This is a genomic window from Leptolyngbya sp. KIOST-1, from assembly GCF_000763385.1.
In the GTDB taxonomy this organism is placed as follows: domain Bacteria; phylum Cyanobacteriota; class Cyanobacteriia; order Phormidesmidales; family Phormidesmidaceae; genus Nodosilinea.
Map to the genome: position 1 here is coordinate 2,427,875 of NZ_JQFA01000002.1, position 21,448 is coordinate 2,449,322.

Annotated in this window: 23 protein-coding genes; 14 read left to right on the top strand and 9 right to left on the bottom strand. The window is 61.2% G+C overall.

Going from position 1 to position 21,448, the window contains the following annotated elements:
* Positions 1-311 precede the first annotated feature (311 nt).
* The 3 genes from NF78_RS10790 (at position 312) to NF78_RS10800 (ending at position 2,294) form a co-directional block, all read left to right on the top strand.
* Positions 312-548 carry a hypothetical protein gene (locus NF78_RS10790; protein WP_035986226.1) on the top strand — a complete coding sequence of 79 codons (237 nt, stop codon included), beginning with the start codon at positions 312-314 and terminating at the stop codon, positions 546-548.
* 143 nt (positions 549-691) lie between these two features.
* Positions 692-1,573, top strand: a complete 882-nt coding sequence (locus NF78_RS28160) for a hypothetical protein (protein ID WP_052050126.1) — start codon at positions 692-694, stop codon at positions 1,571-1,573.
* Positions 1,574-1,811: 238 nt separating this feature from the next.
* Entirely contained in the window at positions 1,812-2,294 is a 483-nt protein-coding gene (locus NF78_RS10800) for a hypothetical protein (RefSeq protein WP_225885280.1), read from the top strand.
* A 14-nt stretch (positions 2,295-2,308) separates the two neighbouring features.
* On the opposite strand, the gene NF78_RS10805 is transcribed toward NF78_RS10800, so the two are convergent.
* Positions 2,309-3,175, bottom strand: a complete 867-nt coding sequence (locus tag NF78_RS10805; protein ID WP_035986230.1) for a hypothetical protein — start codon at positions 3,173-3,175, stop codon at positions 2,309-2,311.
* Between the two features lie 305 nt (positions 3,176-3,480).
* On the opposite strand from NF78_RS10805, the gene NF78_RS10810 reads away from it, so the two are divergent.
* Positions 3,481-4,146 (top strand): HAD family hydrolase, encoded by a 666-nt coding sequence (locus NF78_RS10810; protein ID WP_035986232.1) that lies wholly within the window; start codon positions 3,481-3,483, stop codon positions 4,144-4,146.
* Positions 4,147-4,158: 12 nt separating this feature from the next.
* Here NF78_RS10810 and NF78_RS10815 read toward each other — a convergent pair whose 3' ends face one another.
* Complete coding sequence (locus NF78_RS10815) at positions 4,159-5,136, bottom strand: RluA family pseudouridine synthase (RefSeq protein ID WP_072016045.1); 978 nt, start codon at positions 5,134-5,136, stop codon at positions 4,159-4,161.
* Between the two features lie 28 nt (positions 5,137-5,164).
* On the opposite strand from NF78_RS10815, the gene NF78_RS10820 reads away from it, so the two are divergent.
* Together NF78_RS10820 and NF78_RS10825 are read left to right on the top strand one after the other, a co-directional pair.
* Entirely contained in the window at positions 5,165-5,623 is a 459-nt protein-coding gene (locus tag NF78_RS10820; RefSeq protein ID WP_035986234.1) for a VOC family protein, read from the top strand.
* 173 nt (positions 5,624-5,796) lie between these two features.
* Positions 5,797-6,927, top strand: a complete 1,131-nt coding sequence (locus NF78_RS10825; protein ID WP_035986236.1) for a YihY/virulence factor BrkB family protein — start codon at positions 5,797-5,799, stop codon at positions 6,925-6,927.
* Between the two features lie 172 nt (positions 6,928-7,099).
* Here the strand turns inward: NF78_RS10825 and NF78_RS10830 are convergent, their stop codons facing one another.
* Positions 7,100-7,672 (bottom strand): GNAT family N-acetyltransferase, encoded by a 573-nt coding sequence (locus NF78_RS10830; RefSeq protein ID WP_263970580.1) that lies wholly within the window; start codon positions 7,670-7,672, stop codon positions 7,100-7,102.
* 146 nt (positions 7,673-7,818) lie between these two features.
* On the opposite strand from NF78_RS10830, the gene purH reads away from it, so the two are divergent.
* The gene (gene purH / locus NF78_RS10835) at positions 7,819-9,366 is read left to right on the top strand and encodes a bifunctional phosphoribosylaminoimidazolecarboxamide formyltransferase/IMP cyclohydrolase (RefSeq protein ID WP_035986238.1); all 1,548 of its coding nucleotides are present in this window, start codon (positions 7,819-7,821) and stop codon (positions 9,364-9,366) included.
* 38 nt (positions 9,367-9,404) lie between these two features.
* On the opposite strand, the gene yidD is transcribed toward purH, so the two are convergent.
* The 4 genes from yidD to NF78_RS10855 form a co-directional block, all read right to left on the bottom strand.
* On the bottom strand, positions 9,405-9,641 hold the full coding sequence (gene yidD, locus NF78_RS10840; RefSeq protein ID WP_035986240.1) for a membrane protein insertion efficiency factor YidD: 237 nt from the start codon (positions 9,639-9,641) through the stop codon (positions 9,405-9,407).
* A gap of 144 nt (positions 9,642-9,785) precedes the next feature.
* Positions 9,786-10,142: a hypothetical protein gene (locus NF78_RS28165; protein ID WP_052050129.1), complete on the bottom strand. Its 357-nt coding sequence runs from the start codon at positions 10,140-10,142 to the stop codon at positions 9,786-9,788.
* A 95-nt stretch (positions 10,143-10,237) separates the two neighbouring features.
* Entirely contained in the window at positions 10,238-11,287 is a 1,050-nt protein-coding gene (locus tag NF78_RS10850) for a serine hydrolase domain-containing protein (RefSeq protein WP_156119728.1), read from the bottom strand.
* A gap of 2 nt (positions 11,288-11,289) precedes the next feature.
* Entirely contained in the window at positions 11,290-12,204 is a 915-nt protein-coding gene (locus tag NF78_RS10855; RefSeq protein ID WP_035986242.1) for a LysR family transcriptional regulator, read from the bottom strand.
* Positions 12,205-12,312: 108 nt separating this feature from the next.
* Between NF78_RS10855 and NF78_RS10860 the strand changes: the two genes are divergently transcribed.
* From NF78_RS10860 to NF78_RS29325, 4 genes are all read left to right on the top strand, one after another.
* Positions 12,313-12,963: an SDR family NAD(P)-dependent oxidoreductase gene (locus NF78_RS10860; RefSeq protein ID WP_035986244.1), complete on the top strand. Its 651-nt coding sequence runs from the start codon at positions 12,313-12,315 to the stop codon at positions 12,961-12,963.
* A 10-nt stretch (positions 12,964-12,973) separates the two neighbouring features.
* Positions 12,974-13,675, top strand: a complete 702-nt coding sequence (locus tag NF78_RS10865; protein ID WP_035986246.1) for an SDR family NAD(P)-dependent oxidoreductase — start codon at positions 12,974-12,976, stop codon at positions 13,673-13,675.
* 271 nt (positions 13,676-13,946) lie between these two features.
* Positions 13,947-14,318, top strand: a complete 372-nt coding sequence (locus NF78_RS10870) for a hypothetical protein (RefSeq protein ID WP_035986248.1) — start codon at positions 13,947-13,949, stop codon at positions 14,316-14,318.
* Entirely contained in the window at positions 14,315-14,449 is a 135-nt protein-coding gene (locus NF78_RS29325; protein WP_081972578.1) for a lipocalin-like domain-containing protein, read from the top strand. Before NF78_RS10870 ends, NF78_RS29325 begins: the two co-directional genes overlap by 4 nt.
* A 225-nt stretch (positions 14,450-14,674) precedes the next feature.
* Here the strand turns inward: NF78_RS29325 and ffh are convergent, their stop codons facing one another.
* Positions 14,675-16,150, bottom strand: a complete 1,476-nt coding sequence (gene ffh, locus NF78_RS10880) for a signal recognition particle protein (RefSeq protein WP_035986250.1) — start codon at positions 16,148-16,150, stop codon at positions 14,675-14,677.
* A gap of 351 nt (positions 16,151-16,501) precedes the next feature.
* Here ffh and NF78_RS10885 point away from each other — a divergent pair, with 351 nt between their 5' ends.
* The 3 genes from NF78_RS10885 to NF78_RS10895 all read left to right on the top strand — a co-directional run bounded on the left by NF78_RS10885 (position 16,502) and on the right by NF78_RS10895 (position 20,322).
* Positions 16,502-18,748 (top strand): histidine kinase, encoded by a 2,247-nt coding sequence (locus NF78_RS10885; RefSeq protein WP_035989401.1) that lies wholly within the window; start codon positions 16,502-16,504, stop codon positions 18,746-18,748.
* Positions 18,749-19,006: 258 nt separating this feature from the next.
* Positions 19,007-19,699: a Crp/Fnr family transcriptional regulator gene (locus NF78_RS10890; protein WP_081972579.1), complete on the top strand. Its 693-nt coding sequence runs from the start codon at positions 19,007-19,009 to the stop codon at positions 19,697-19,699.
* 134 nt (positions 19,700-19,833) lie between these two features.
* A complete protein-coding gene (locus tag NF78_RS10895; protein ID WP_035986255.1) occupies positions 19,834-20,322 on the top strand; it encodes a TerB family tellurite resistance protein in 489 nt (162 codons plus the stop codon).
* A gap of 123 nt (positions 20,323-20,445) precedes the next feature.
* Here NF78_RS10895 and nadA read toward each other — a convergent pair whose 3' ends face one another.
* Complete coding sequence (nadA, locus tag NF78_RS10900; RefSeq protein WP_035986257.1) at positions 20,446-21,408, bottom strand: quinolinate synthase NadA; 963 nt, start codon at positions 21,406-21,408, stop codon at positions 20,446-20,448.
* Positions 21,409-21,448: the final 40 nt, after the last annotated feature.

Consider the following 21,448-nt stretch of genomic DNA (forward strand, 5'->3'; position numbering starts at 1 on the left):
AGTTACAGGCTCAGGTGAGCGCCAGCCCAACCCAAACCTCAGCCTCTGTTTGTTTCCTAGTTTACCGTGAGCCTTGCCCCCCGGCGGAGCAACTGAGTGGTTTTGACCAGCCAAGGGGGGATGAGCCGCAGTCAGGGGCCACCCAGTTAGCAAACTGACCCATTTTGGTCGGCGCTTGGGGGGGAGCTTAGTTTAAGCTTACCCTCTGGACAGGATGGTTAAAATGCCTTAACTTTCTGACTGAGTACAATTTCTTAATTTTAATAAAATCTTCCATGAATGCCCCTTTAGACCATGCTAGTGCCTCGGCCATGTCTGCGAGTGGGTCTGCACCGGAGGCGGCGGCGCTGGCCTCGGTAAGTCGCGAGACCGCTCCTGCCCCCGATGACAAGATTTGCTGGGTCGAGCTGCGCCAGGTTCCCTATCCTCCCGATCAGCAGGTTGAGCTGCTGCACCTCCAGGCTGAGGCCGAGGCGCTGCTGCTTCAGCTACAGGCCCTGCACCAGCGGCGGCAAAGCGGCCTGACTGACGTCGGGGAGTCTGTCTAAGTTCAGGTATTCAAGTCCTGGGACCAGGGCGTGTCATCAACTCTTCGGGTTGGCCCCGCGATCGCGGGCCTGACTTTAGCGAAAGTGCGCCACTTTTTCAAGAGTTCGCTACTGTTAGGAGAAAATTGTGGGGAAATGCTGCGATGACCTACTCTGCCAAGCCCAGGCAAGCTGGGAAAACTAAGCTCCATGGCCTATCCAAGCGGAAGCTGTACGCGGCTGTTTCGGGCGGTTTGCTGCTGGCGATCGCGGCAGGCGCGGCCCTCAAGCTCACCCTCGGTGGCTCTAGCTCGCCCCAGGTGGTTGGGACAGTCCCAGCCGGCACAGACCTGAGCGCCACCGATGGGACCGCTGACGATTCAGCCACCGCCCTGATCCCACAGACCGGCGAAGCGGCTACTCCATTTCAGTCCCAGCCCTTCTTTCAACCCTCGGCTCCCCTGCGCTTGGCCGAACCCAACCTGCTGCGGTCGACCTCCTCCCAGGCTCGGGTAGAGACAGTTACGGCCGGTCGTCCCGATCCCTTTGCCTCAGTGGTGCTGCCGGGTCCCCGGTCAGGGCGTGCCAGCGCTGCCGCTGCGGCAATTACCCCAGTTCCTGCGGCGATCGCCGCCGAGGGACTGCCGACCGTGCCCATAGCCGCCACCCAGAACTTGCCCCCCCTACCCCAGGCACCGGTGCAGTCGGTGGCGCTGCCCAACCTACCCGCCCCATTCCTGCCGGGTAGCGTTCCCCCCAGCCCCACCGACATTGCCGTTGCCCCCACCGGTAGCCCAGTCTTTCAAAATCTTGTGGATCAAGTGGTGGTCAGCGGTGTGGTGCAGGTGGGCAGCGGCGTCAGCGTCATTGTCACCGAGCCAGGCAGTGCTGTCAGCCGCCGGGTGAGCCAGGGCGACATGCTGGCTGGCGGTCGAATCAAGGTGAAGTCGGTGGATGTATCGGGCCAGGAGCCGGTTGTGGTGCTGACCTACGACGGTCGGGACTACACCCGCACCGTGGGAGCCCCGATGGTCAGCTCCTTGTAGCGCTCCCTGATCGACCTGCCCGAACGAGCAGCACCCCCCAGGGAAAACTCCCCCAGGCAGGTCAGGCCCGGCGGCATCGTTTAGACTTGAGAGGGCTGTGGGCTAGATTGACGCCTGAACTGACCTGGCACCCTTCGGTCTGCTTTAGCGATCCGGCCAGCACCATAGCTCATACTCAAGAAAATTGGGCTGAGGGTTGGCAATGGGCAGCGGTGAACTTAGGTCTGGCAGGCAAAAAATGCCTCGGGTGCTCGCGCTTGACGGTGCTGATACCTATGACTGCCCGGTGTGTCGGCACGGGCAAATGCAGCCCATGGCCCTGATGGACGCCTGTGCCTGTAGCTTTTGCCGCCATATTTTTGATGTCAACCTGGACCAGCAGACCGTGCACGTGGTGGACAGCGTGCAGCCGATGGGCTGGCGCTGGCAGGGGTGGCGCTGGCAGCCTCTCTACCAGAGTCGCAGCGACATTACCCTCACCCTGTGGCTGGTGGGGCTGGCCCTGGTAATTTTCCCTGCCGGCATCGTGGCGCTGGGGGGATACGTGTTTCCGCCCCTCGATGAGAGCGTGGGGATTAACTGGTCCATAGCCTGGGCTTTGGGCACCCTGGTGGCCCACACCACTATGGTGAGCTGGCTGGTGGCGGAGCACTACCAGTTTCCGTTTTACGTGATGACGAAGATTCGTCTGCAACGGCTGCTGGAGCGGCTGCCCGGCTGAAGGCGAGGGTTGAGCTAGCAGTCGGTGGCAGAGAACCAGACCAGGGGCATGTCGGCGTCGCTACGCCAGCGCACCCAGCCCTCTGAGGTGCTGGAACCCGGGAGTGGGGTACAACCCTGAACAGGCTGGGTGACGCGAACCCGCAGCCAGTCGCCCTCGAGATCCAGCGGTTGAATGATGCTGTTTGGCCCTACCAGCGCCTGGAGTGGAGCGCTCCCTGTGGGAGCCAAACGCATGGGCTGGGACAGGCCGGGGCGGCGGAACTGGAGCCGCGTCGCGCTTTGCATTGAGGTTTCCCAGGGTTCCACCGTCAGGGAGACAGCCCCCAAGCCCAGGTGGGAGGTGTGGGCCCAGGCGGCCCCGGCAGGGGTGTACTGAAACTGAAACCAGCCGTCAGGGCGAACTTCGAGTACCGGAAATGTGTAGACTTGCTGCTCGGTCTGCACCATGGAAAAGGCGGCATCGCGACCGATGGCCAGGGGCTCCCCTTCGTTGGGCACCAGCCAGCCGTTGATCAGCCAGCCCCAGTGGGGACTGTCGGGGGTGGGATAGATGGGTAGGGCGATCCCCTGGAGCCACTCAGCCCCCAGGGGCGAAGGGTCTGGTCCAGGGGCGAAGGTTAGATTGGTGGGGCGCAGATGGCCGATGCCGACGTTGTCCGTAGGGGCAGGGGTGAGGCCGAGGATGCCAGTCTGCTCTGGGGCGATCGGAGCGGGGACGGTGACGGGCAGGGGCGGCACGGCGGGAACCGCTGCGTCCTGCTTGCTGTGAACCGCTACCCCGGTGAGGGAGGCCGGACCGTGGGCCGGAACCGTGGCCCCTGGGAGCGCGATCGCCGCGACGAGCCCCCCCGCGATCGCGGCCCTGCTGCCAACGGCCATCAGCGGTTTCCAAACCCGTTTGGGGACAGGGGGAAGGGAGGTAAGTCTATTCATGGCAGCGGCTGGGGGCAACATCAACAACGTGGGGTGAGCACCTGAGTCGGTACGGGGGCGATGGCCATTTGGATGTGACCAGGGCGATCGCGCAATCAGCGTCATGCAACCTCACCCTACTCCGGCTAAGCTACCCATTTCAGACAAAATCAGTTCAAAATGAGTTGGTTCGCCACGGTCTGGGTCTCGGTCCCTTGACTCACACCTAGATTCTATTGTGCCTATTGTGCCCGATGCGACACGTTTGACCCATGCAGTACTCCGTTCTGGCTACCGACTATGACGGCACCCTGGCTACAGAGGGCGCTGTCGATAGCGCTACCCTGACCGCCCTGGAGCGCTACCGCCACCGGGGCGGTCGGCTGCTTCTGGTGACGGGGCGTCAGCTCGATGAGTTGCTTGAGGTATTTCCCCACGGGCACCTGTTTGCAGGCATTGTGGCCGAGAACGGTGGGGTGTTTTACCAGCCTGCCCAGGGAATCACGCGACGGCTGGCCGAGCCGCTGCCGCCGGTACTGATCGATACGCTGAAGGCCCGAGGGGTTGGCCCCATCAGCCAGGGGCAGATCGTGGTCGCGACCTGGGAACCCCACGGCGAAACCGTAGAGCACACCGTGCGGGAACTGGCCCTGGCAGCTACGGTGATTCGCAACAAAAAAGCGGTCATGGTGCTGCCCCAGGGGGTCAACAAAGCCAGCGGACTGGCCGTGGCGCTGGCAGACCTGGGTGTGGAGCCAGCGCAGGTGGTCGGCGTTGGCGATGCCGAAAACGATCGCAGCCTGCTGGAGAGCAGTGGTCTGGGGGTGGCGGTGGGCAACGCGGTGCCAGAGCTCAAGGCCCTGGCGGACCGGGTAATGACGGGCGATCGCGGCGCAGGCGTTCAGGAGCTGATCGCCTGGCTGCTGACGCAGGCGTAACCGCCCCCGGTCCTAGACCACCCGACTCCGCAGCACTGTCAGCAGCTTGAGAAAGTGCTCCGGCAGGGGGGCGATCGCCATCACCGTTTCCCCGGTGGCCGGGTGGCGCAGGGTCAGCCGCTCGGCGTGGAGCGCCTGCCCCGGCAGGTTGACCCCCACATCCCGACCCGACCCGTAGGTGGGGTCCCCCACGATGGGGTGGCCGATGTGGGTGCTGTGGACGCGGATCTGGTGGGTGCGGCCTGTCTCCAGGCGAAACCGGAGCAGCGAAAAGTTGCCCAGGCGCTCTTCCACCTGCCAGTGGGTGATGGCGGTGCGGCCTTTCTCTAGCGGCACCACGGCATTTTTTTTGCGATCGGCGGGATGGCGACCCAGGGGCGCATCGATGGTGCCCGAGTCGGCTTTGGGGGCACCGTAGACCACCCCCAGGTATTCGCGTCGGGCGGTTTTGGCCTTCATCTGGGCCTGGAGGTCGCTGTGGGCCAGATCGGTTTTGGCCACTACGATTGCTCCGGTGGTGTCTTTGTCCAGCCGGTGTACAATGCCGGGGCGCTGCACGCCGCCAATGCCCAGGAGCTGATCGCCGCAGTGGGCCAGTACCGCATTCACCAGGGTGCCGCTCATGTTGCCGGGAGCGGGGTGGACCACCAGGCCGGCGGGCTTGTTGAGAATAATCAGGTGCTCGTCCTCGTAGAGAATGTCGAGGGGAATGGCCTCGGGGGTGAGCTCCAGGGGGCGGGGTTCGGGGATGGTGAGCTGGATGCGATCGCCCACCTGCACCGCCTCTTTTTTGTTAGTGCAGAGCTGGCCGTTGAGCTGCACGTATTCCCAGTCGATCAGCTTTTGCACCCGGTTGCGGGACAGTTCCTTGACGTTGGCGGTGAGCCAGCGATCGAGCCGGTTGGGGTCGGGGTGATCAACGGTGAGGGTGAGGGTTTGGTCGGCGATGGCTGAACAACTGAGCGCGTTAGGATTTCTATAATTAATCATAGTTCGCCGCTGTGCTCAGATCAGTCCTATGAACCCCAGCCCCGCAATGGCTCCTGCCCTGGCCCCTGGCCAGCTGCGCCGCATTCACCACCTGGCGCTGAATGTGAAGGATATGCAGGCCTCGCGCCAGTTCTACGGCGGGCTGCTGGGGCTGCGGGAGCTGACCGGCGACGAGGTGGACGACACGCTAAAGGACTTGGTGGCGACGGGTAAGGTGGCCAACTTTGTGCTGCCCGATGGGCTGATTCTCGACCTGTTTGGGGCCCCCGACCTGGAGCCGCCCCATCCCGACCCCGAGCAGTCCTTTACCCGCGCCTACCACCTGGCCTTTGACATTGACCCAGCCGAGTTGGATGGCGCTCTGGCGGTGCTGGACGAGAATCAAATCGCGATCGCCCACGGCCCGGTCACCCGTCCCACCGGGCGCGGCGTGTACTTCTATGACCCCGACGGCTTCATGGTCGAAATTCGCTGCGACCCGGCATAGCAGGAGGGGTAGTAGGGCAAGTAGTGACTGGTTAGGTTTGGGATGGGCCTTTGGACTGGCACATTCTCCCGGAAGAAGGACGAATTTTACCGGGCAGCCTGATATTTTCGACTTGTTACTGTAGGTCTATTGGCCAGTCCTGCTACCCCTGCACCCATCACCCCAACATTCCCATGAAAGCTGCTTCCATCGTTCCACTGTTGAAAGAAACCTTTGCTGAGTGGACGGAGGACAAGGTATCTCGACTGGCGGCAGCGCTAGCTTATTTCACTATCTTTTCCATTGCACCGCTGCTGATCATTGCGATTTCTGTGGCGGCGTTCTTTTTTGGTGAGGAGGCAGCCCGGGGGCAAATTGTGGGCCAAATTCAGGGGCTGATGGGTCAGGAAGGGGCCAGCGCCATTGAAAGTATGATTGCCAACGCCAACCAGATGGAAGGGGGCGTGATCTCCACCATTATTGGTATCGTCATTCTGCTGTTTGGGGCGTCGGGGGTGTTTGGACAACTGCAAGATGCCCTCAATACTATTTGGGAAGTTGCCCCCAAACCAGGGCAAGGGATTATGACCTTTATTCGATCGCGGTTTTTGTCCTTTGGAATGGTGCTGGTCATTGCATTTTTGCTGCTGATTTCCCTGGTAATCAGCGCCGCCATTGTGGGGGTGAGTAGCTACGTGAACGATGTTGCACCGGCCATGGGCGCGCTGTGGGAAGGGATTAACTTCCTGGTCTCCTTTGGAGTGATTACGCTGCTATTTGCCCTGATCTATCGGGTGCTGCCCGATGTCAGAATTGCCTGGGGCGATGTTTGGATTGGCGCAGCGGTAACGGCGTTGCTCTTTACCATTGGCCGCACACTGATTGGCCTGTACCTGGGCAACGCGGCGGTGGGCTCGGCCTACGGTGCCGCTGGTTCTCTGGTGGTGCTTTTGATCTGGATCTTCTACTCAGCACAAATTCTGCTGTTTGGGGCGGAGTTTACCCAGGTGTATGCCCGCCGCTACGGTTCTCATATTCGTCCGGCCTCCTTTGCGGTGGACCTGACGACGGAGGATCGGATACAGCAGGGGGTGCCGCGATCGGAGTATGTGGCCGCGATCGCAGAGCAGGAGGAAGCCCGTGGCACTAAAACAGATGCCGCTGATGGCACCCGGGAGACTGCCCGCCCCCGACCTGCTCGGGACTCCCGAGCACAGCGGACGACTCCGCCTCTGCCAGTGGTAGTGGTAGGAGCCCTGGCCGCCATCGTTGAAGCCGTGGGCCACCGGAGCCGGGGCAGTCGCCGCCGCGATCGCCGTCGGTGAACCCGCTGGGAAGGAGCCGAGGCGTCTTCCTCCAGTGATTTCTTCAGTGAGCCGAACCGGCAAGCGGTGGGAAGTTGGCCAGGGCTGAGCAGCAAAAGCATTCGCCCCGTGGGCTAGTCGGGAGTATCTCCTAAAGCAATCCCTGTGAACCTGCGGAATCTCAGTGATCTAGCTATGGCTCAGCTATTTGCCAGTTCGAGTTGATCAAGCTGGTCAGCACGTGGTCTTGCCACTGGCCATTGATAAACAGGTAGTCGCGGGCAGTACCTTCAATTTGAAACCCCAGGCGCTTGAGCACGTTGGCGCTACGGTGGTTATGGGGCATGTAGTTGGCCATGATTCTGTGCAGGTTTAGCTCGTCAAAAGCGTAGGTAATCAGCCGCTGACCCGCTTCGGTCATGTAGCCCTGGCCCTGGTGCTGGGCCGAGAGGCTGTACCCGAGGGTGGCCCCGTGGAGGGCTCCCCGCACAATCGTATTGAGGTTGATGGTGCCAATCAGCGTTTGAGGTTCTGACTGAAGCCACATCAGCAGCTTGACCCCAGAACCGTTGAAAAAGTCGGTTTCCCTTGCCGCCAGCACCGTTTGCCAGAATTCGTGGGTGTAGAAATTGGCCGGGCGCTGAGGCTCAAAAGGTTCTAGGTAGGCGCGATTGAGCTGGTAGTACTGCAAAATGGCCGGAATGTCGGCGGCGGTGCCCAGGCGCAGCAGCAGGCGCTGGGTCTTTAGCTCAGGTCGTTTGGTCACGATCGCCGCCCATAGTAAGGGTTCACCGAGGTTTGAGTTGATCATCTGGGCTTATCCGCTGGTGGGGTAAGTGGGTAGGTGGGAGGGGCGGGTGGGGTGGGCTTTTTCGGTATAGTAGGGGTCTGCAAAATCGAGGATAGAGAGCTATGGCGCGCCTGGCACTGTTAAGCGTATCGGATAAAACCGGGCTAGTGGAGTTGGCCAAAACTCTGGTGGAGGAGTTTGAGTTTGATCTGATCAGCAGTGGCGGGACGGCAAAGGCGATCGCAGCGGCCAATCTCCCCGTTACTAAAGTATCGGACTACACCGGGTCGCCGGAAATTCTCGGCGGTCGGGTGAAGACGCTGCACCCCAAGATCCACGGCGGCATTTTGGCCCGGCAAAATTTACCAGAAGACCAGAAAGACCTGGCCGACAACGGCATTCGCCCCCTGGACCTGGTGGTGGTCAACCTCTACCCCTTTGAGCAGACGATCGCCAAAGACGGTGTGACCATGGCCGAGGCGATCGAGAACATCGACATTGGTGGACCGACTCTGCTGCGGGCGGCGGCAAAGAACCACGCCCACCTGACGGTGCTGTGCAGTGCCGAGCAGTACGGGCCGTACCTGGAGGCGCTGCGGACCAGCGAGGGACAGGTTCCCCTGACCTTTCGCCAGGAGTGTGCGCGGGCGGCCTTTTGGCACACCGCCAGCTACGACCAGGCGATCGCCACCTACCTCACCGCAGCGACCGGCGAACCCGACACCCTACCCCAGCAGTGGGCGCTGACCGGTCGCCAGCAGGCTACCCTGCGCTACGGCGAGAACCCCCACCAGACAGCCGCCTGGTACCGCACCGGCTCGGTGCCCACCGGCTGGGCCGGAGCCGAGCAACTCCAGGGCAAAGAGCTGAGCTACAACAACCTGGTGGATCTCGAGGCGGCCCGGCGGATGATTGCAGAATTTCCGAGCGATCGCCCTGCTGCTGCCATCCTCAAGCACACCAACCCCTGCGGCGTTGCCATGGGCGACACCCTGGCCACCGCCTACCGCCGCGCCTACGATGCCGACGATGTCTCAGCCTTTGGCGGCATTGTGGTGCTCAACCGCGCCATCGACGCCGACACGGCCCAGCAGCTCACGGGTACGTTCCTGGAGTGCATCGTCGCGCCGGGATGCGACGGCACGGCACGGGAAATTCTGGCCAAAAAGCAGAACCTGCGGGTGCTGGTGCTGGAGGATCTGCTCACCGGGCCGAAGCAGGTGGTGAATGCGATCGCAGGCGGATTTCTGCTGCAAGCCCCCGACACCTACCGCGACGACCCCGCCACCTGGCAGATTGTCACCGAGGCCCAACCCACCGAGGCCGAACTAGCCGAAATGCTGTTTGCCTGGCGGGTGGTGAAACATGTGAAATCGAATGCGATCGTGGTCACCCATCAGCAGCAGACCCTCGGCATTGGGGCCGGGCAGATGAATCGGGTAGGCTCAGTCAGTATTGCCCTGGCCCAGGCGGGGGGCAAAGCCCAGGGTGCGGTGCTCGCCAGCGACGGCTTCTTTCCCTTTGACGACTCGGTTCGCACCGCAGCGGCAGCGGGCATTCGTGCCGTGGTGCAGCCCGGCGGCAGCCGCCGCGACGAAGATTCAATTAAAGCCGCCAACGAGCTGGGCCTGATCATGGCCATGACCGGCGTGCGGCATTTCCTGCATTAAGAAATCCTCAAGCGGTGCGATCGCTGCGCGGATGCACCCTACTCCTGGGATGACTCAGCCGCCCCCTCCGGCACGGGGTCGTAGCCACCGGGGTGAAAGGGGTGACAGCGCGTGATCCGCCGCGCCGCCAGCCAGCTACCTTTCACAGGGCCAAACCGCTCGATCGCCGTCAGCGCATACTGGGAACAGGTGGGGTCAAACCGACAGGTAGGCGGAAACAGCGGCGAAATCAGCCGCCGATAGCCGTGGATGAGCAGGAGTAAAAGACGCTTCATGCGTCTATTTTATCGGGTGTCGGGTGTCGGGTGTCGGGTGTCGGGTGTCGGGTCTACGGTTTGCGGTGTACGGTGCACGGCAAAACCGAAAACCGTGAACCGAAAACCGTGAACCCAAAACCTGAAACCCGATCCTCCCCCCCCTCAATAGTCCAGCATCAACGTGTTGTAATCCTCCGGAACCTGGCTGCTGCGCTCGGGCAGGTAGACATTGGCGCTGGGGGCGAAGTGGGCGTTCTGGGGTCTGGCGGCGGCGGGAGCCTGGGTTTTCTGGCGCAGGTGGATGGCCTGGACATCCAGGCCCTCGGTGGCCTGCTCGATTTCGGCCAGGCGATCGCACAGCCGCTGGCGGCGCTCGTCGATGTATTCCAGCTCCTGCTGGAGGCGCTTTTTCTCGACGGTGAGCTTGTACATATCGAGGTACTGGGCCGCTTCAGTCTGCTGGCGCGGCATGGTGCTCACTTTGGGGAAAATTCGGCGAGGAGCGCGTTTGGCGTTCATGGCAATATCGGGGGGCTAGGTCTCACAGCGTTATCTTGCCCATTGGGGTCAGCCAATTCCCAGCGCTGCACATTTTTTAGCAATATTGCCAGGGGTCACGCCTCGGCCAGCACCCGGGCCACCGCATCGACCACATCCAGCCCCACGTTGTCGCCCTCCCGGTTGGTGGCGGCGGCGATGGTAGTGGGGCGACCCGCCAGCGCCGAAAAGTGAAAGGCCGCGATCGAATAGCCTGGCCCGCCGCCATTGTGCCCCATCACTCTGCCGTAGGGCGAGGCCGTGTCTATAAATAGCCCCAGCCCGCAGCCTACATTCTGGAGCGGTGGATGAGCCCCCAGACTGTGCACCGGCTGAGCCATCTGCTCTACCAGGGATGGATCGAGGATCTGCCCGGTGAACAGAGCATCCACCATCGCCGCCAGCTCGGGCGCGGTGGAAACCACCACCCCGTGGGATACCCAGCCGGGATGGTAGCGCTGGGACATATCCTGCAAGTCTTCGCCAAAGGTCGAGGTGTAGCCCGGCATTAGCCCTCTGACGTCATCGAGAGAGGTGGCGACAAAGGTGTGCTTCAACGCCAGGGGGGTAAAGAACACCTCGTCTAAGCAGGCCTGCAGCGATCGCCCCGTGACGGTTTCCAGAAGCAGCTTCAGCGCCAGATAGCCCAGGTTGGAGTAGGCCCAGCCCTGGCCGGGCTCAAATAGCAGCCCCCGCGCCTGAATCACCGCCAGAAACCGATCCACAGACCAGGGCTGCTCGGGGATTGTCTTCACCGCCTCGCTGTAGGCGGGCAGACCACCGTAGTCGGGCAAACCGCTGGTGTGGCTCAGAAGTTGGCGCAGGGTCAGCGGCGTTGCCACCGGGAAGTCGGGCCAGTAGCGCTGAAGGGGGGCTTCGAGATCAAGCTGACCCTGGTTGACCAAATGCAGCACTGCCGCTGCCATCAGGGTTTTGGTGACGCTGTAGATGTAGAAGCTGGCATGCTCAGGCAGGGGCTGGGTCTGGGAGAGGTCTCGATAGCCCACGCCGAGGTTGAGCCAGGGCTGGTTGTCAATGCGGAGGGCGATCGCCGCCCCCGGCATTTGCGCCTGAGTCAGAACACGCTCCACCGCTGCCACAATCGCCGCCCGCCTACTTGAATCCACACCTAAACCTCAGTGCTTTGACAGACCGCTTGAATAATTTGCCGCAGCCAGAGGTTGGCGGGATCGCGGTCTTTGAGCTTGCTCCAGGCCATGGAGATCGGCCAGGTCGGCAAGTTTAGTGGAATCTCAAACGACTGTACCTGATAGTGCTGAACAAAGTGTTTTTCTAAACAGGAGGGAATGGCGGCTAGCAAGTCAGAGGCGGCGATCGCCGAGGGTAGCGCAAACCAGAAGGGCACCGTCAGCGCAATCCGCCGCTGCAACCCCTGTTCTGCCAGGGTCTGATCCACAATGCCCGTGGCATCGCGCCGCAGGGTAAAGAGCGCGTGGGGGAAGGCAACAAATTTTTCCTGGCTAACGCTGCCTTTTTGGAGGGCGGGGTGCCCCCCTCGACAGACCCCAACAAACCGCTCTGACAGCAAATTCTCCTTGAGAATGTGATTGGGCAACTGGGCAAACGTTCCTAGCGCCACGTCAATTACTCCGCCTTCGAGGAGTTCTACGAACGACTCTTTCTCCACAGTGATGAAGCGCAGATCAATGAATGGAGCTTGATTGCTAAGCAACTCCAGCAGTTTTGGCACGACCAAACTGGCGAAATAGTCGGAGGCGGCCAGGGTAAACACCTGCCGTGAATTTGCTGGACTAAAGGTTGGGAATGCGGCGAGGGCGGCCCGGATGGTATCCAGGGCGGCGGCAACCTGGGGGGCGATCGCATCGGCCTTTGCCGTGGGTTTCATCTCACGCCCCACACGCACAAACAGGTCATCACCAAGCAGCGATCGCAGCCGACCCAGGGCTGCACTCATAGCGGGCTGTCCGACGTGGATGCGCTGGGCCGCCCCGGTAACGCTGCGCTCAGCGTGCAGCGCCTCAAAGGCCACCAGCAGGTTCAGATCAATGGCACTCAAATCCATCACGCAATCATTGAATCAATTTGACTGATGGTTTTTATCTTGAATATCGATTTGATTTATCTATAGCTTCCTATTAGGTTAGGAATTAAGCAAGCTAGGAAACCAGAAATGACTGAACTGTGTGTGATTTTGGGCATGGGCGAGGGCAACGGTATGGCGATCGCCCGCCGATTCGCCCGAGAAGGCTTCACCATCGCCATGGTGGCCCGCAACGAGGACAAGCTCCGGGGCTACCAGTCCACGCTGCAAAGCGAGGGCATCACCGCCCACTATTTTTTGGCCGATGCCGGGGATGAGGTGGCGCTGACGGCGGCTTTTGAGCACATTCAGGCCCAGCTGGGTACGCCGAGGGTGCTGGTCTACAACGCCGCCGTGCCCCGCATGGAGAGCGTTTTGCAAACCAGTTACGACACCCTGGTGAGCGACTTTCAGGCTAATGTAGCGGGGGCGATCGCCTGCGTCCAGGCTGTTCTCCCCGCTATGCAAACCGCTCAAAAGGGGACAATCTTGTTCACGGGCGGCGGCTTTGCCCTCTATCCCCATCCCGACTTTGTGTCCCTCGCCATCGGCAAGGCGGGCCTGCGCGTGCTGGCCAACACCCTCCACGCGGCCCTGGCCGACTCGCCTATCAAGGTGGGCACCATCACCATTACAGGCACGGTCAATGGCGACGACCCCAGGTACAGCAGCGACCTGATCGCCGAAGAGTACTGGAAACTCCACACTGCGGATAATGGGGAGTACGAAACCATCTATTGAGGAGTCGCCCGTGGACCAAGCCGCCAAAACCGTTGTCGTTGTCGGTGCCAGTCGCGGCATTGGGGCAGCGGTGGCCCAGCATTTTGCCGACCGGGGAGACACCGTTTGGTCAGTATCCCGCAGTCCGGCGGTGGCAGGGGAGTGGATCCAGGCAGATATTTCCGGCCCGGAGGGGATTGGGGCGATCGCCCGCGCCCTGGGCAACACCCCCCTCGATGCCCTGCTGTTTATGGGCGGGGTGTGGGAGGAGGGGGCGTTTACCGACGCCTACGACTTCAGGGCCAGTTCCGACGCCGAAACGCGGTTTGTGATCGCCGTCAACACCATTGCCCCGATCGAGATCACCCGCGCCCTGGCGGCCAACCTGGCCCAGACAGCCAATCCCCGCGCCCTCTACATCGGTGCCCTCACCGGCCTGGACAACTGCGCCTCGCCGGAGGTGGCCAACACCGCCGCCAAGTTTGGGCTGCAAGGGGCGGTGCAGTCGCTGCGGCTGGCGCTGGGCGTTCAGAATATTGGTTTCACGGTGATTAACCCCGGCAACGTGGCCACCGAGGAAGTCCTGCTCGACATTGAGGAAGGGCGGTTCGGCCCGCAGACGCCGATTCCGATGGCGGTGATCACCGGGGCGATCGACTGGCTGCTGAGCCTGCCGCCTGCGGTGGATGTGCCAGAGTTGAACCTGTGGCAGCGATCGCCCGGGAACAGCTAGAACGGCCCCACTCACCCGTGCACCGCCCGCACCAGCAGCGGCGATCGCCGCAGACCTGGGGTAGAGTAGCATCGTCTCAACCCCCATCCTCCAACCCCATGGCGTTGAGACAAATCTCTCAGAAGCTCCAACGTCCTCTAAACGGGAGCATCGGCACCCCTAGCCGGTAGGCGTACTACTGTCCAACCAGGGCTGTTGGTCGTCTTCGGGGTCTCCATGATAGAAAAACGTCCACTCTCATTGGCTCGCGTCTGCGCCTAGGGGTACAAGCATGGCTCGTTTCTACCGCTCCTGGGATCGCACCCTGGTCTTGATTGGCCCCCTCTCTTGGCCCGTGGCAGTGATGGGTGTCCTGGGTACTATCCTGCTCATCCGATCACCCTGGATCGAGCTAACGGCCGCGTCCTATGCGTTCGCCCTGCTGGTCTGGCTGCATGGGCTGCTCACTGCCGTCCTGATCGGGCGGGTTGTCCTGAGCTGGTTCCGTGGACGGCGGCTGGGCAGCTGGCTTCGCCGAGGCCTGGCATATTACCTGGGTATGCCGCTGATTACCCTGGGGATGTTGTGGCTGACAGTCGGTCCCCGCGGTACCGCAGGCGTAATCCGCTATATATTGCGCTTTCCGCTACTCATTGGGCGATGATTCCCACTGACCTCCACCTGGGCACCTGGCGGCTGGTCGCCGTCCGCGCCATCCACCCCCACGGTTCCGTAGTGCCCGACGCCTCGGGTCCCAATTCCAGCGGATTGCTCACCTACACCGCCAACGGGTAACTGCTGGGGCGATCGCCAGAGGGAATCGTGCCCCCTTTAGCCAGCCCGTAAGATCGCCCTTCAGCAGCGAAATGGAGCAGATCTCCCTCGCCGAACTGGCCCAGGCCTTCACAGCTTCAGCGCCTACGCGGGCACCTAAGCGTTCGACGGCAATAGGGTCACCCACCACCTGACGGTGGCCTCCATTCCCAATCGAACGGGCTATAACCGACGGGCCGGGGGCGTCTACAGTTCGCCAAAGCCCTTCTTTTTCTTCTGAGTTTTCTGCTTTTTGTTGCTGGGAGCACGAAAACCGGGCTGTGGCCTGCCGCCCATGCCGCCCATCCCCGGCATGCCGCCGCCCATGCCCGGAAAACCGCCACCCATGCCTGGCATGCCACCGCCCATGCCGGGGAGCCCCCCGCCGCGCCCCATCTGCTGCATCATGGTGCGCATTTTGGTGAAGTCGCTGACCAGCTTGCCCACGTCTTTTTCCTGGTGGCCCGAGCCTTTGGCAATCCGGCGGCGACGGCTGGGAGAGCTAGAGAGCAGGTTGGGGTGCTTGCGCTCCTCGGTGGTCATGGAGTTGATCATGGCTTCGCAGCGCTTGAGCTGCACTTCGCCCTGCTCCAGCATTTCACCCGAAATTTGCTTGCCCATGCCGGGGATCAGCTTCATGATGCTGCCCAGGGAGCCCATGCTCTTCATGAAGCGCATTTGCTTGAGGAAGTCGTCGAAGTCAAACTCCGCTTCGAGGATTTTTTGGGTCAGCTTTTCGGCGTCGGCAATGTCCACAGCCTCCTGGGCCTTTTCCACCAGAGTAAGCACATCGCCCATGCCCAGAATGCGGGAGGCCATCCGGTCAGGGTAGAAGGGCTGGAGCGCCTCCACCTTTTCGCCCACGCCGATGAACTTGATCGGTTGTCCCGAGATCTGACGGACAGAGAGGGCGGCCCCGCCCCGAGCGTCACCGTCCATTTTGGTGAGAATGGCCCCGGTAATGCCGATCTGGTCGTGGAAGGTGCGGGTCAGGTTGGCGGCCTCCTGGCCGGTCATGGCATCGACCACCAGCAGCACTTCGTCGGGGTCGATGGCGGTCTTGATGTCGGCCAGCTCGGCCATCATCTTGGGGTCGATCTGCAAACGGCCCGCCGTGTCCACAATCACGGTGTCTACGCCGTCGGCCCTGGCCTTTTCGACCCCCTGGCGGGCGATGTCCACGGGGTTGGCGTCGGTGCCCAGCTCAAACACGGGCACGTCGATCTGTTTACCGAGGGTGATCAGCTGATCGACGGCGGCGGGGCGGTAGACGTCGGTGGCCACCAGCAGGGTGCTGCGGTTTTCCTTGCGCAGGTGCAGGGCCAGCTTGGCGGTGGCGGTGGTTTTACCGGTGCCCTGGAGACCCGCCATCAGCACCACGGTGGGCTTGGTGGGGGCGTCGGCCAGGGGGGCGTTGGTGTCGCCCATCAGCCGCACCAGTTCGTCGTTTACCACTTTGATAAACTGCTGGTCGGGGCTGACCCCCTTGACCACCTCAATGCCCAGGGCGTTTTCTTTCACCTGGGCGATAAAGTCTTTGATCACCTGGAGGTTGACATCGGCCTCTAGCAGGGCGCGGCGCACCTCGCGGAGGGCACCGTCTATATTGGATTCGCTGATTTTGTCCTGGCCACGCAGGCTTTTCCAGGCAGACTCAAGGCGATCGGACAGGGCTTCAAACATGGTTTAACAGGGAGAATTATCCTGGGGCGGAAATTCCATTCTAAAGGGTGAACGTCCCAGCAGGCGTGCAGCCCGTTGCACAACCGGTTAGCTCCCGCAATTGGGTACCATGGGCTCTAGGGGTGAATGGGGCCGCCAGAACAGGACGCACGAACCCATCCAGGGGTGCATCACAATAGGAAGAGTTCATGTCCTCTCTACTTAACCCTCGGATTCCGCAAAGATTCTAGCCGTAATTCGGAATTCGCTTGGATTGCCTTGTAAGACGTTGTGAAGGGTGAACCAAACGCAACTATGGCTAACGAATCATCTCGCTGGCTCAATACAGATTCCGTCATCAGGGCTATGCCTGTGGTTGACCTTGACTACACTGTGGGCAATCGCAGGCCCGGTAGCCAGGGGGGTGATACCCCTGATCAAAACCCTCCGGGCGATCGGAGCACCCCTCATCCTGCCCTGCCCTGGCTGGATTTGATTCAGCACTATAGCCGCCTGGTGATGGCGGTCGTCGATGTGGCCACCGAGCTGGGAGCGGCCCCGCAGCCCCATCCGGTGCTGTTCGCCAACCGCTATTTCTGCCGCCTGACGGGCATTGAGGCCGAGGGGGGACACCTGGACCTCAGCTTTTTTGACCGCCTTTCCCTCACCCACCAGAAGGCGCTGCGGGAGCGCTTTCGTCGTCACTTTTTGAGCGCGTTGCTTCACTACGCCTACGGGCAGGCCAATCTGGTGTCCCAGCGGCTGCTCCACGAGCCCCTGGTGGTGACCCTGAACGACTCTGAAACCGGACAGCAGCGGCAGATTGAACTGCGGCTGCGGACTGCCAAGGAAGGTCTGCGGATCGCGGCGATCAGTCCTGAGCTACAGACCTGTTTGTCTGACTGCTGGGCCGAGGCCCCCAGTCGGGAGCAGGTGGCCATTCAGCTGCTCAGCAAAGAGCCCACCTTCAGGCACCTGCTGGCGGCCCTCAAGCCGGGGAACTACACGGTGAGCGGCTGCATCCTGATCGAGGGCATTGACGTTACCGAACGGGAGACCTCCAAGGCCCTGATTGAACTCCTGGTGGGCCACGAGTCAGTGCTGGGGACGCAGCGCTTTGATCAGGCGAACGTGCTGATGAAGCAGCTGTTTGGGGCCGCCGACAGCTTTTTGCTGAGCGCCGAGAACAGCCAGGCGCAGCTGTTTACCCAGCTTGACCAGCCCGAGTGGCAGACGGCCAGCTACCGGGTGGAGGACCTGCAGGGTTCGGCCTTTCTGCGCGCCACCGATCGCCGGGAGGTGGTCAACGTGCCCGACCTCAGCCTCGACTGCCCTACGCCCTGCGAGGTGGATATGCTGAATCGGGGGGTGCGATCGCTGCTGCTCATTCCCCTGGTCATGCGCACGGCGCGGCTGGGCGACGGCAACGTCCAGATGGTCGGCCTGGTGGGCCTCTCCAGCCCCACCCCCTACGCCTTTGACCAGGCCGATTGCAGTCGCGCCACCACGCTGATGCCGGCCCTGACCGCCGCCATGCGCCACAGCGTCCAGGACCGTTTCACCAACATTCACCCCTCGGTGCGCTGGCGGTTTGAGCAGGAGGCCGAACGGCTGAGTCTGGGGCTGCCACCTGCGCCAATCGTCTTTGAGGGGGTCTATCCCCTCTACGGCATCTCCGACATTCGCGGTTCATCGGACGAGCGCAACCGGGCGATTCAAAAAGACCTGCTGACCCAGTTTCGCCTCGCCCTGGCTGTGGTTGAAGCCGCAGGCCACTCGGTAAGCAACGCCCTGGTAGGGCAGCTGGCGCTGGATCTGGCCGACCACATAGTCACCCTGGAGGCCGGGGTGACGGTCGATTCGGAGGTGACGCTGCTGCGCTACCTGCAGCGGGAGGTGGAGGTCCATTTCGCCTACTTTGCCCAGCACAGCCCCGAGGCTGAGGCCGCGATCGCCCAATACAGAGCCACCATCGACCCAAACCACGACTGTGTCTACACCGCCCGCGCCGTGTACGACACCACCATTGGCCATATCAACGGGCTGCTGCGCGACACCTGGAACCACTGGCAGCAGTCCATGCAGGCCATTACCGCCCACTACTGCGATCTGGAGGCCACCGACGGCATTGACCACATGATCTACGCCGGTCAGGCCATTGACAGTACCTTCACGGAGTTTCAGCTCAAGTCGCTGCGCTACGAACAGCTGCGGGCGGTGTGTGACTGCGCCCGCAAAGGGTTTGCCCTCAAGGCCATCTACGACACCGACATGACCGTCACCCACCTGGTGCTGGTGCAGGGCTACACGGTCGATATCGTCCACGACGAGACCACCGAGCGTCTGTTCGACGTGCGGGGCACCCGCGACACCCGCTACGAAATCGTCAAAAAGCGCATTGACAAGGCCTGCGATGCAGAAACGGGCGATCGCATTACCCAGCCCGGTAGACTGACGGTGGTCTACTCCACCAGCGAAGAGTGGCAGGAGTACGAGCGCTACCTGCGCTACCTGCACCGCGAGGGCCTGATCGAGGATGAGATCGAACAGGGCACCGTCGAACCACTCCAGGGGGTCAACGGGCTGAAGTTTGCCCGGGTGCGGGTAAGGCCTGAGTAGGACGGGGTACCCTCAGCCCCGCGCCTGAGATCTGTCATCCCTTATTCTCTGCAGCCTAAGCTCCAAGGGCCGCAGCCCCTGATGCGTAGTTTTTGAGTCGGGCGTAGCGATGCAGGGGATCAGGGGATTTAGCCAGAATGCATAACACCGCCTAAAGCTTGGCCCTGCTTCGGTCTGCCCCAGGTTTCTGGGTACCATGGAAGCGTACCTCGTCACGGCTGGTCAGCTCTAACCAACCCTGGGCGTCACGTTTCCACCATGCTTTCTATGCAAGCCGACACGCTAAGTGAACTGTACCCTCTATTCCATGCTGCCAGCCCCGAAACCATTGACTGGCTGATCTCTGTCGCCACCCACCACGACTACCCTGCCAACCGGGCTGTAGTCATGGAAGATGCCTGGGGCAACGCTGTTTATTTCATTGAGTCTGGCTGGGTCAAGGTGCGTCGCCACGCCGAAGAGAGCTCCATTACCCTGGCGGTGCTGGGCAAAGGTGACTTCTTTGGTGAAATGGCCATTTTGGACGAGTCACCCCGGTCTACCGATGTGGTTGCCATGACCGCGGTCAAGCTGATGAGTATATCGGCGCAGCGGTTCATTCAGACCCTGTTTAAGGATCCCCAGCTCCACCATCGGCTGCTACAGCTCATGGTGCAGCGAATACGCCAGACCAACCTGCGGTTTCAACTCCTCCATCAGCCCCCGGCCGTGAAGTTAGCCAATACGCTGACCGCCATTCAGGAGGCCTACGGCGAAGCAGTGGCAGACGGGGTAGAACTGTTTAATATTCCCCGCAAAGACCTGGCCGACCTAGCCGGTATCACCCGCGAAGAAGCCGAGAAGATCATGGGCAAACTGGCCGAAAAGGGCTGGATCGTTGAGGATGCGGTGCGATCGGTTCTGCTGCTCAAAAATACGCGCCAACTCGCCCACTTGGCCGGGCGGCTGTAGAAACGGTTTGCAGCAGTAGGTAGCCAGGATCTCTAAATTTGTAGAGAATGCTTAAGTTAACCAACCCCTTAAGTTCCCCGTGGTAGGTTGTCAACATCAGCTACCTGACGTGGTTCAGTACCTGGGAACCTGCTATGCCTCTACAACCGCCTTCACCTCCCTCCATCAGCCCCAGCCAGATGACCTTGCTGCGCATTGTGTCGACCATGGCCTGGAGCGATGGGCATCTTGCTGACGAAGAGGTCGGCGTCATGCTGGATCAGTTTAGCCAACTGTTTGCCAGCAATCCTGGGCAGCAGTCCGCTCTACGCGATGAACTGCGCGACTACCTGATGCAAAACTTGCCCCTGGAAGAACTGGTGCCCAAGCTCACCAACCCGGCAGAGCGAGAGCTTGTCCTCAAGCTGGGCCACCAGGTGATCAGCGCCAGTGCCCGCACCCCTGGAGAAGACCTGATCAATCAAGAGGAGGCGGACGCTTACAGGCACCTGGTCTCACTCCTCAACCTGCCCGAAGATGTGGTGGCACGAATCGAGCAGGAAAGCGGTCAACCAGCCACTGACAACACCAATCTAATTGAGCAGTTGACCGCTGAGATCAAGACCTTCGTCGACGAGCACTAGGGGCTGTCCTCAATTAGCTGCCAAACGCCTAAAAGTTAAGGGTTGCAGACCCTAGCCTGTTTTTTGGGTCGGGCGTGGCGAAGCGTGATATACCGAGCTTTTGACCACAATTGGTGACACGCCCTAGGCGCTCATCTCCAGCATGCGCTGAATGGGCCTGAGTGCCTGCTGCTGTAACCCTGGCTCGAGAACAATCTCGGGGGCGCGATTTTTCATCGCTAGGTAGAGCTTCTCAAGGGTGTTGAGCCGCATGTGGGGGCATTCGTTGCAGGCGCAGGTCGCCGTTGTGGGCGGGGCCGGGATAAACCCTTTGTCTGGAGCCTGTTTCTGCATTTGGTGGATGATGCCAGGCTCGGTAACAACAATAAATTTAGGGCTGCTACTCCGCTGGGCATAGTTGAGCAGGGCCGTGGTGGAACCAATGAAATGGGCGTGGCGGAGAACGGCCTCTTCACACTCTGGATGGGCAATCACCTCTGCCTCAGGATGGGCCTGCTGCAACTGCACCAGTTTTTTTTCTGAAAAAGTTTCGTGAACTATACAGCTTCCCTGCCAGAGCACCATGTCGCGGCCGGTCTGCTGCATTACGTAGCGACCCAGATTGCGATCGGGAGCAAAGATGATTTTTTGCTCGGGGGGCAACTGCTGGACAATGCTCACGGCATTAGAGCTGGTGCAGATAATATCGCTCATGGCCTTGATCGCCGCTGTGCAGTTGATGTAAGAAATGACCAGGTGGTCGGGATGGGCAGCCTTAAAGGCTGCAAAGGCATCGGGAGGGCAGCTGTCGGCCAGGGAACACCCGGCCTCGAGATCGGGCAGTAGCACCTGCTTCTCGGGGTTGAGAATTTTGGCGGTTTCGGCCATGAAGTGCACGCCCGCAAAGACAATCACATCGGCATCGGTTGCAGCGGCCTGGCGAGACAGGCCCAAGGAATCGCCAATGTAGTCAGCTAAGTCTTGAATATCAGATTCTTGGTAGTAGTGAGCCAAAATGACGGCATTGAGCTCGCGCTTGAGCCTCTCAATCGCGTCAAACAAATCGTAGGTGGGAAGCGCAGCAGCAGGCGATAGGGTGGTGAACACGGTAGTAGACAGGCCGAAAACAAGTGCACTTCGAATTATA

Bases quoted from the DNA above. Each gene is read 5' to 3' on its own strand.
- NF78_RS10860 (WP_035986244.1), top strand. From the start codon at position 12,313: ATGACTGAACTGTGTGTGATTTTGGGCATGGGCGAGGGCAACGGTATG.
- NF78_RS29325 (WP_081972578.1), top strand. From the start codon at position 14,315: ATGATTCCCACTGACCTCCACCTGGGCACCTGGCGGCTGGTCGCCGTC.
- NF78_RS10820 (WP_035986234.1), top strand. From the start codon at position 5,165: ATGAACCCCAGCCCCGCAATGGCTCCTGCCCTGGCCCCTGGCCAGCTG.
- yidD (WP_035986240.1), bottom strand. From the start codon at position 9,641: ATGAAGCGTCTTTTACTCCTGCTCATCCACGGCTATCGGCGGCTGATT.
- NF78_RS10805 (WP_035986230.1), bottom strand. From the start codon at position 3,175: ATGGCCGTTGGCAGCAGGGCCGCGATCGCGGGGGGGCTCGTCGCGGCG.
- NF78_RS28160 (WP_052050126.1), top strand. From the start codon at position 692: ATGACCTACTCTGCCAAGCCCAGGCAAGCTGGGAAAACTAAGCTCCAT.
- NF78_RS10810 (WP_035986232.1), top strand. From the start codon at position 3,481: ATGCAGTACTCCGTTCTGGCTACCGACTATGACGGCACCCTGGCTACA.
- NF78_RS10800 (WP_225885280.1), top strand. From the start codon at position 1,812: ATGCCTCGGGTGCTCGCGCTTGACGGTGCTGATACCTATGACTGCCCG.
- NF78_RS10855 (WP_035986242.1), bottom strand. From the start codon at position 12,204: ATGGATTTGAGTGCCATTGATCTGAACCTGCTGGTGGCCTTTGAGGCG.
- NF78_RS28165 (WP_052050129.1), bottom strand. From the start codon at position 10,142: ATGAACGCCAAACGCGCTCCTCGCCGAATTTTCCCCAAAGTGAGCACC.
- NF78_RS10815 (WP_072016045.1), bottom strand. From the start codon at position 5,136: ATGATTAATTATAGAAATCCTAACGCGCTCAGTTGTTCAGCCATCGCC.
- ffh (WP_035986250.1), bottom strand. From the start codon at position 16,150: ATGTTTGAAGCCCTGTCCGATCGCCTTGAGTCTGCCTGGAAAAGCCTG.
- NF78_RS10870 (WP_035986248.1), top strand. From the start codon at position 13,947: ATGGCTCGTTTCTACCGCTCCTGGGATCGCACCCTGGTCTTGATTGGC.
- NF78_RS10825 (WP_035986236.1), top strand. From the start codon at position 5,797: ATGAAAGCTGCTTCCATCGTTCCACTGTTGAAAGAAACCTTTGCTGAG.
- NF78_RS10890 (WP_081972579.1), top strand. From the start codon at position 19,007: ATGCTTTCTATGCAAGCCGACACGCTAAGTGAACTGTACCCTCTATTC.
- NF78_RS10790 (WP_035986226.1), top strand. From the start codon at position 312: ATGTCTGCGAGTGGGTCTGCACCGGAGGCGGCGGCGCTGGCCTCGGTA.
- purH (WP_035986238.1), top strand. From the start codon at position 7,819: ATGGCGCGCCTGGCACTGTTAAGCGTATCGGATAAAACCGGGCTAGTG.
- NF78_RS10895 (WP_035986255.1), top strand. From the start codon at position 19,834: ATGCCTCTACAACCGCCTTCACCTCCCTCCATCAGCCCCAGCCAGATG.